General features: G+C 71.1%; 7 protein-coding genes and 1 pseudogene. 3 read left to right on the plus strand and 5 right to left on the minus strand.

What is annotated here, in order from left to right:
- From ACFU99_RS22770 to tnpA, 5 genes and pseudogenes are all read right to left on the minus strand, one after another.
- Window positions 1-1,198, minus strand: a 1,198-nt coding sequence (locus tag ACFU99_RS22770; RefSeq protein WP_384394786.1) for an MFS transporter, incomplete at its 3' end; no start/stop codon positions are given.
- A 150-nt stretch (window positions 1,199-1,348) separates the two neighbouring features.
- The gene (locus tag ACFU99_RS22775) at window positions 1,349-2,368 is read right to left on the minus strand and encodes an endonuclease/exonuclease/phosphatase family protein (RefSeq protein WP_384394788.1); all 1,020 of its coding nucleotides are present in this window, start codon (window positions 2,366-2,368) and stop codon (window positions 1,349-1,351) included.
- Between the two features lie 394 nt (window positions 2,369-2,762).
- A complete protein-coding gene (locus tag ACFU99_RS22780; protein ID WP_384394790.1) occupies window positions 2,763-3,362 on the minus strand; it encodes a TetR/AcrR family transcriptional regulator in 600 nt (199 codons plus the stop codon).
- Window positions 3,359-4,987 carry an MFS transporter gene (locus ACFU99_RS22785; protein WP_384394792.1) on the minus strand — a complete coding sequence of 543 codons (1,629 nt, stop codon included), beginning with the start codon at window positions 4,985-4,987 and terminating at the stop codon, window positions 3,359-3,361. Before ACFU99_RS22785 ends, ACFU99_RS22780 begins: the two co-directional genes overlap by 4 nt.
- 142 nt (window positions 4,988-5,129) lie before the next feature.
- Window positions 5,130-5,561, minus strand: a pseudogene (gene tnpA, locus ACFU99_RS22790) (IS200/IS605 family transposase); the annotation flags it as partial.
- A gap of 7 nt (window positions 5,562-5,568) precedes the next feature.
- Here tnpA and ACFU99_RS22795 point away from each other — a divergent pair.
- From ACFU99_RS22795 to ACFU99_RS22805, 3 genes are all read left to right on the plus strand, one after another.
- Window positions 5,569-6,813 (plus strand): RNA-guided endonuclease InsQ/TnpB family protein, encoded by a 1,245-nt coding sequence (locus ACFU99_RS22795; RefSeq protein WP_384394794.1) that lies wholly within the window; start codon window positions 5,569-5,571, stop codon window positions 6,811-6,813.
- A 119-nt stretch (window positions 6,814-6,932) separates the two neighbouring features.
- Window positions 6,933-7,853, plus strand: coding sequence for a 3-methyl-2-oxobutanoate hydroxymethyltransferase (gene panB, locus ACFU99_RS22800; RefSeq protein WP_384394796.1), 921 nt, complete (start codon window positions 6,933-6,935; stop codon window positions 7,851-7,853).
- A 55-nt stretch (window positions 7,854-7,908) separates the two neighbouring features.
- On the plus strand, window positions 7,909-8,707 hold a 799-nt coding region (locus ACFU99_RS22805; RefSeq protein ID WP_384394798.1), incomplete at its 3' end, for an amidohydrolase.

Genomic DNA, 8,707 nt, shown 5'->3' on the forward strand with positions numbered 1-8,707 from the left:
CCCTGCTGGGCGTCTCGCTCGCGCCCTGGGCGACGACCCGCGTGGCGTCCCGCGGCGCCCCCCGGTCCAGCAGCCCGGCCGTCACGGCGATGCCCAGCCCCGCCACCGCCAGCACCGCGCCGACCAGCGCCGGGGACGTCCAGCCCCAGCCCGCGCCGATGGCGAGGCCGCCGAGCCAGGCGCCGCCCGCGTTGGCCAGGTTGAAGGCGGAGTGGTTGGACGCCGAGGCGAGCGTCGGCGCGTGCCGGGCCTTGGACATCACCAGCATCTGGAGCGGCGTGGTGGTCATGAAGCCGACCGCGCCGAGCACCACGACCGTGATCAGCGCCGCCCACTTCACGTGCACCGTGAAGTCGAAGGCCACCAGCGCCACGGCGAGGGCGCCCAGCGACCCGTACAGCGTCGGGCGCAGCGCCCGGTCGGTGAGCGGGCCCGCGGCGAGCGCGCCGAGCGTCATGCCGATGCCGAAGAGGGCGAGCACCAGCGTCACCGAGGTCTCGGAGAAGCCGGTGACCTTGGTCATCATCGAGGAGAGGTAGCTGTAGACGGCGAAGACTCCGGCGAAGCCGAAGACGGCGGTGAGCAGGCCGAGCAGCACCTGCCGGTTGCCCATCGCGCGCAGCTCGTGGCGGAGGCCGCCCTGGTGCTCGCGGGAGAGGTGCGGTACGAGCGCGGCGAGCGCGGCCATCGCGACGAGCCCGATCCCGGCGACGACCAGGAAGGTGGCGCGCCAGCCGAGGTGCTGGCCGAGCAGGGTGGCGGCGGGCACGCCGACGATGTTGGCGACCGTGAGGCCGAGGAACATCGTGGCCACCGCCCGCGCCTGCCGCCCGTCGCTCACCAGCCGGGCGGCGACGACCGCGCCGACGCCGAAGAACGCGCCGTGCGGCAGTCCGGCCAGCACCCGCCCGGCGATCAGCAGCCCGAAATTGGGGGCGAGCGCGGAGGCGAGGTTCCCGACCGTGAACACCGCCATGAGCCCGACCAGCATCCGTTTGCGCGGGATGCGGGAGCCCAGGGCGGTGAGCAGGGGCGCGCCGATGACGACGCCGATGGCGTAGGCGGAGACGAGATATCCGGCGGTGGGCACCGAGGTGCCCAGGTCGTCGGCGACGTTGGGCAGCAGGCCCATCATCACGAACTCGGTGGTGCCGATCCCGAAGGCGGATATCGCCAGGGCGAGCAGCGCCAGGGGCATGGAGGACCTTCCAAAAGCTGGGTTTCGCGCGATTTCATCGTGCGAAGTGCGAAACAAAGCTTCCCAGGCCGATTGTTCCTTCGGATGTGCGCGGCGTTAAATCTTGGCGGCGCCACATCTCGACGGCGGTGTCAGATCTTGATGGCGGCGTCAGATCTTGATGGACGCCGCCACCGGACGGTGGTCGCTGCCCGTCTGGGGCAGGGTCCAGGCCGAGACCGGGTCCATCCCCTTGACCAGGATCTGGTCGATGCGGGCCATCGGGAAGGACGCGGGCCAGCTGAAGCCGAAGCCGCTGCCGGCGGCGCCCTGCGCCGAGCGCAGCTGGGAGGTGACGGGGGCGAGCGAGCGGTCGTTCACCGTGCCGTTGAGGTCGCCGAGGAGGAGGACCTTCTGCTCCCGCTCGGCGCGGATGGCCTCGCCCAGCGCCACCCCGCTCGCGTCGCGCTGGTTGGCGGTGAACCCGGCCTTGAACTTCACCCGCACCGACGCGAGATGGGCGACGTAGACGCCGATCTTGCCGTGCGGCGTCGCCACCGTGGCGCGCATCGCCCGGGGCCAGCCCATCTTGATGTCGACGGTGCCCGTGTTGGAGAGCGGGTACTTGCTCCACAGCCCGACCGTGCCCTTGACGCTGTGGTACTTGTACGTGCTCTCCAGCACCTTTTCGTAGATGGGCACGGCGCTGGTCTTGAGCTCCTCCAGTGCCACGATGTCCGCGCCTGCGGCGGCCACGTCCTTCGCCGTGCTCGCCGGGTCGGGGTTGTCCGCGTCGACGTTGTGGGTGGCGACGGTGAGGTTGCCGCCCTTGCCGGTGTGGTCGCCGAACACCCCGCCGAAGAGGTTGAACCAGGCGATGGCCGGGAGCAGCAGCGCGATCAGGGCGGTCGCCGAGCGGCGTACGAGCGCGAAGACGAGCAGCAGCGGGACGGCGAGGCCGAACCAGGGCAGGAAGGTCTCGAAGAGGCTCCCGAGGTTGCCGATGTCGTTGGGGAGGGACGCGTGGAACGCCATGAGCAGGCCGAGCAGGATGGCGATCGCCGCGAGGATCAGGCCGCGCCGCCAGATGCCGCCGTCACGCCACCGGTCGAGAAGGCGGCGGGCGCGAGTGCCGGCGCGCTCCGCCGTCGTCTCCGCGCGGTCCGTTTCCTCCATATGTGCCTGCGGCATCCGCTGTCCTCACTGCTCCGCGTGGTGAACCCCGGCCTCGTGCTCGGCACGCCGGTCACCGGGTGACTCGACGATAGGCGACTTCAAGGGGTTGATTTGCGCGCTCCGGTCAGGAGCGTCGGTCGTAGGTGAGGACGATCGGGCAGCCCACGAGGGTTCCTGGGTACCGGGCCGCACGGGCCTGCTGTGACACAACGGGCATAATCCGCCGCACGGCCGGTCCAAACGGTTCGGGAACGGTCATTTTCTCGTCATTGACGGTCGATTCCGGTGGTCGGCGGAGGGGCTGCGGCCCGCCGCTCGCACGGATCGGCGACGGGTCAACTTTTGGTCATTTCCGGGACGGCCGGGCGCGCGGCCCGCTGCGGCGAGGCACGGCCGGGCGCGGCGCGCGTCACGGCCGGGGCCGCACCCCCGCCAGTACCGCGTCGACGATCTGCTCGGGGAGTCCCTCCGGGAGGTCCGCCCGCTCGTGCAGCACCGAGCGGAGCAGCATCGGCCCGGTGAAGAGATCGACGACCAGATCGAGGTCCAGGCCGCCCCGGACCTCCCCGGTGCCGACGCCGCGCAGCAGCACGCGGCGCAGCGCGTCCCGCCGGCCCCGTACGACGGTGTCGTGGTACTCCTCCCACAGCCGCGGCTGCGCCTTCATCTGGTTGAGCACCGTGCGCAGCAGCGCCGAGTGCCGCTTGGCCAGGCCGCGCCGGCGCATGGTCTCCAGGAGGGCGACGAGGTCGGCGCGGACCGACTCCCCGAGCAGTTCGGGCTGGTCCTCGTCCAGGGCGCGCAGGACGTCGATCATGAGCGCCTCCTTGCCCGTCCAGCGCCGGTAGACGGCGGCCTTGCCGACGCCCGCCTCGCGGGCGATGCGCTCGATGGAGAGCCCGCCGACCGACTCGCCGTCCTCCAGCAGCTTCAGCACGGTCTCGATGACGGCCGTGTCGACGGCGGCGCTGCGGGGACGGCCGCGGGTCGGCGGCGGGGGCTGGCTCACGCGTCGGCCCCCGTCCGGTCCGGGGCCGCCCCGGTGGGCTCCGGCTCCTGGTCCGTACGGGCCGGGGGGCGGCCCGGCAGGAAGAGGGCGACGACGATCGCGCCGAGCACGGCGACGGCGGCGGAGCCGACGACGGTGACGTGCATGGCGTGGATGAACGCGTCGTTGGCGGGGCCGACGAGCGCCTTGCCCGCGGGGCCCATCCGCTCGGCCGCGCCGAGGGTCGCCTCGATGGACTCGCCCGCCGCGTGCCGTATCTGCGGGGGAAGCGCGCCGAGCTTGTCCTGGATGCCGTCGCGGTAGGTGGTGGAGAGCACCGAGCCGAGGACGGCGACCCCGAGCGCGCCGCCGACCTGGCGGAAGGTGTTGTTGACGGCGGAGCCGGAGCCGGCCTTCTCGCGCGGCAGCGACTGCATGATGGAGACGGTCGCGGGCGGCATGATGTGCGCCATTCCGGTGCCCTGGAGGAAGAAGAGGACCTCCAGCACCCAGATCGGGGTGTCCGTGCCGAGCAGCAGGAACCCCGCCATGGTGGCAGCCACCAGCAGCATTCCCGTGGCGCACACGGCGCGCGCGCCGAATCTGTCGACGACGAGCCGGGCGCGGGGCGCGAAGAGCATCTGGGCGGCGGCGAGCGGCAGGATCAGCAGCCCGGACTGGAGCGGCGTGTAGCCGCGCACGCTCTGCGTGTAGAAGACGATGAAGAACGTGACGCCCATCAGGGCGAAGAAGACCAGGGCGATGGAGGAGACGGCCGCCGAGAAGGCCGGGTTCCGGAAGTACCGGACGTCGATGGCGGGATGGCTGGCGCGCCGCTCGTACAGCACGAACGCCACGAGTACGAGCACGCCGCCGCCGACCGTGCCGTAGACCTCGGGCGTGCTGAAGTCGGCCAGCTGGCCGCCCTTGATGATCCCGTAGACGAGGAGGACCAGGCCGACGACGGACAGCAGGACTCCGACGGGGTCGAGCCGGCCGGGGTCGGGGTCCTTGGAGTCGGGGACCAGGATCACCATCGCGATGATCGCTATCACCACGATCGGGACGTTGACGAGGAAGACGGAGCCCCACCAGAAGTGGTCGAGGAGCACGCCGCCGGTGATCGGGCCGATGGCGATGGCGAGGCCGACGGCGCCGGCCCAGATGCCGATCGCCTTGGGCTGCTCGTCGCGCTCGAAGACGTTCATGATGATGGCGAGCGTGGCGGGCATCACGAAGGCGCCGCCGAAGCCCATCACCGCGCGGAACGCGATGAGTTCGCCGGAGGAGCCGGACATCGCGGAGAGCACCGAGCCGACGCCGAACACCGCCATGCCCAGCAGCAGCGTCTTCTTGCGGCCGAGCCGGTCGCCGAGGAGCCCGGCGGTGAAGAGCAGCCCCGCGAAGACGAGGGTGTAGGAGTTGATCGCCCACTCCAACTGGCTCTGGGTAGCGCCCAGTCCGGTCGGCGCGGGCGAGGCGATGGTCTTCATCGCGACGTTGAGTATGGAGTTGTCCAGCACGACGACGAGCAGGCTGAACAGCAGGACGGTGAGGATCGCCCAGCGCTTGCGGTGCACGGCTTCGGGGACCCGGCGGTCGAGCGCCGGGCCGCTGGGGCCCTGAGGGCCGGAGAGGGTTGGCATGGGTTCAGCGTAAGCCCATTCCGATACGACACCGTTCCGTATTGGAAATACTTTACCGGGATCCTTGCAGAAAGCCCCGGCGTTCACGCCGGGGATGAATGCATCTCAAGGCTGCTCTGACGTGCACCTTGGAGCGGACGTTTTGCTGCTCGATGTACTGGCGGACGATCGCCAGTGGTGCTCCGCCGCACGATGCGGAGAAGTATGAGGGCGACCACAGGTGCCCGTGCATGATGGCGCGGTTGGTCTGGCCGGTGAACTCCTGCCGGATCCGGCGGGCGGAGACGCCCTTGAGGCTGTTGACCAGCTTTGAGACGGCGACCTTGGGCGGGTAGTGCACCAGGAGGTGGACGTGATCGTGTTCGCCGTTGAACTCTTTGAGCTCCGCTTCGAAGTCCTCGCGGACCTTGCGCATGATCTCTTCGCAGCGCGTCAGCGTCTCGTCGTCGAACACCCCGCGCCGGCACTTCGGCACGAAGACCACGTGCACATGCATCGTCGAAACGGCATGTCTGCCACGTCTGTAATCGTTCTGCTCGTTATGCCCATCTGTGATGGCTAATCGCAGTAACATCCCGGTTGTGCAGCTGCGTTACAACTACCGGGCCTACCCGGACGCCGCCCAGCGCCGTGCGCTGGCGAGTGCGTTCGGGTGCGCGCGGGTGGTGTGGAACGACTGCCTGCGCGACCGGAAGGAAGCGCATGCGGCAGGACGGCCGTATGTGACGTCGGCCGAGCTGTCCCGGCTGCGCATCACCGGGGCCAAGCGCACCGAGGAACGCGCCTGGCTCGCCGACGTCTCGGCGGTCGTCCTGCAACAGTCGCTGCGGGACCTGGATGCCGCCTACAAGAACTTCTTCGACAGCCTCAAGGGCAAGCGGCGGGGCCGCAAGGTCGGCCCTCCCCGTTACAAGTCGAAGAAGGACACCCGGCAGTCGATCCGCTTCAACACCAATGCCTTCTCCCTGAAGGACGACGGCACGGTGTATGTGGCCAAGGTCGGCGATCTCAAGGTCACGTGGTCCCGCCGGCTTCCGGCCGCGCCCACGTCCCTGACCGTCACCAAGGACAGCTGCGGCCGGTACTTCCTCAGCTTCGTCGTGGACACCGAACCGGACCCCCTCCCCGAGGTGGTGGCGGAGTGCGGGATCGACCTGGGCCTGTCCGCCTTCGCCGTCCTGTCCGACGGCAGCAAGATCCGTAGCCCTCGCTTCCTGCGCCGGGCGGAGAAGAAGCTGGGGCGCCTCCAGCGGGAGCTGTCCCGCAAGGCCAGGGGATCGAAGAACCGGGCCAGGGCCCGTATCAAGGTCGCACGCCAACACGCCAAGGTGGCCGACCGGCGCCGGGACTTCCACCACAAGGCTTCCACACAGATCATCCGCGACAGCCAAGCGGTGTACGTGGAGGACCTCGCAGTGTCCGGGCTCGGCCGTACCCGGCTCGCCAAGTCGGTGCACGACGCGGGATGGTCCACGTTCGTCGGCATGCTGGCCTACAAGGCGGCCAGGCACGGCCGCACCTTCGCCAAGGTAGACCGGGCCTTCCCCTCCTCCCAGATCTGTTCGGCCTGCGGGTTCCGGGACGGCCCCAAGCCCCTGCACTTCCGGGAATGGACGTGCGGCGCATGCGGTGCTGTGCACGACCGCGACCACAACGCAGCACGTAACGTCCTCGTCGAAGGACGCCGGATCGTCGCCGCCGGACGGGCGGAGACGCTAAACGCCTGTGGAGCGCCGGTAAGACGGGCACCCGTGCCCGCACAGCGCGGTGAAGCAGGAAGCCCCCGGAAGGGTCAGCCGACCCAGGCCGGAATCCCTGGACTTTAGGCCAGGGAGCACGTCAAGAACGGACCGCCCTTCCGGGGCGGCGCGCGCCGTGCCAGCATGGAGGCGATCCGGAGACGCCGTACGGGCGCTTCGAGACGACTGACACAGGAGCCATGGCAATGACGCATGCCTCGACATCCGGGCCGACCGCGCCCGGCAGCACGCCCGCGCCCACCCAGGCGCCCACCGCCGCGAGCAGGCCCGACAGCAGCGACAAGGCGCTGTACGGGGGGAAGGGCTCCCGGCGCATCACCGTCCGCGACATCGCCGCCGCCAAGGGGCGCGGCGAGAAGTGGCCCATGCTCACCGCCTACGACGCGATGACGGCCTCGGTCTTCGACCAGGCCGGCGTCCCCGTGCTGCTGGTGGGCGACTCCATGGGCAACTGCCACCTCGGCTACGAGTCCACCGTGCCCGTCACGATGGACGAGATCGCCGTCCTGTCCGCCGCCGTCGTACGCGGCGCCAAGCGCGCTCTCATCGTCGCCGACCTGCCCTTCGGCGCGTACCAGGAGAGCCCGGTCCAGGCGCTGCGCAACGCGACGCGCCTGGTCAAGGAGGCGGGGGTACAGGCCGTGAAGCTGGAGGGCGGCGAGCGCTCCGCCCACCAGATCGAGCTGCTGGTCTCGGCCGGCATACCGGTCATGGCCCACATCGGCCTCACCCCGCAGTCCGTCAACGCCTTCGGCGGCTACCCGGTCCAGGGCCGCGGCGAGGAGGCCGCCCAGCAGCTCCTGCGCGACGCGAAGGCGGTGCAGGACGCGGGGGCCTTCGCGGTCGTGCTGGAGGTCGTGCCGGCCGAGCTGGCCGCCGAGGTCACGCGCGTCCTGCACATCCCCACGGTGGGCATCGGCGCGGGCCAGGACTGCGACGCGCAGGTCCTCGTCTGGACCGACATGGCCGGCCTGACGCCGGGGCGCGTCCCGCGGTTCGTCAAGCAGTACGCGCGGATGCGGGAGGCCCTGGGCGACGCGGCCAAGGCTTTCGCGGAGGACGTGGTCGGGGGCGCGTACCCGGCGCCGGAGCACAGCTTCCACTAGCCCCGGCTGCCACCCCGCCGTCCCCTCGGGCGGCGGGGTGCGGCATGCTCCGCGCATGGCCCTCCACGTGCACGGCACCCTCCTGCCCGACGGCACCACGCGAGATCTGTGGCTCGTCGGCGACCGCGTGACCTTCCACCCGCCGGCGGAGCCTGCCGAGACCGTCGTGGACGGCGGCTTCCTGCTGCCCGGCCTGGTCGACCTGCACACCCATCCCGGCCTGCGCGACGACGGCGGCTTCGACGTCGACGCGCTGGCCGCGCACCGCGACGCGGGGGTGGCCGTGCTGCGCTGCCCCGGCCTGGACGGCCCCGTACCGGCCGCGCTGCGCGCGTCGCCCGACGTGCCCCGGCTCGTCACGGCGGGCGCGTGGCTGGCCTGGTCGGGGCTGTCCGATCACGCGGACTTCCACACGGTCGTGGACGACCTCGCCGGCGCGGCGGTGCGGGAGGTCCGCGGGGGCGACGGCTGGTGCAAGGTCATGGCCGACTGGGACTTCGAGGCCGCGCCCGTACCGCTGGAACTGCTGCGCGCCACGACGGACGCCGTGCACGCGGAGGGCGGGCGGATCGCCGCTCACTGCCAGTCCGCGCAGGGCTCCCTGAATGCGGCCCGCGCGGGCGTCGACTCCATCGAACACGGCATGGCCCTGCCCGCGGAGGCGCTCCCGCTGATGGCCGCGCACGGCACGGCGTACGTCCCGACGCTCACCGCCTTCGGCAAGAGCGCCCCCTGGCGGGCGCGGCGCGGCCTGGACCGCGATGTCCTGTGGCAGGAGGGCCACCGCACAATGATCACCCGCGCCCGCGAGGCGTACGAGGCGGGCGTCACCGTCCTGGCCGGCACCGATTCAC

This window comes from Streptomyces sp. NPDC057654, assembly GCF_042800135.1.
In the GTDB taxonomy this organism is placed as follows: Bacteria; Actinomycetota; Actinomycetes; order Streptomycetales; family Streptomycetaceae; genus Streptomyces.

Excerpts from the sequence above, each read along its gene's own strand:
- ACFU99_RS22775 (WP_384394788.1), bottom strand. The coding sequence starts at position 2,368 with ATGCCGCAGGCACATATGGAGGAAACGGACCGCGCGGAGACGACGGCG.
- ACFU99_RS22785 (WP_384394792.1), bottom strand. The coding sequence starts at position 4,987 with ATGCCAACCCTCTCCGGCCCTCAGGGCCCCAGCGGCCCGGCGCTCGAC.
- panB (WP_384394796.1), top strand. The coding sequence starts at position 6,933 with ATGACGCATGCCTCGACATCCGGGCCGACCGCGCCCGGCAGCACGCCC.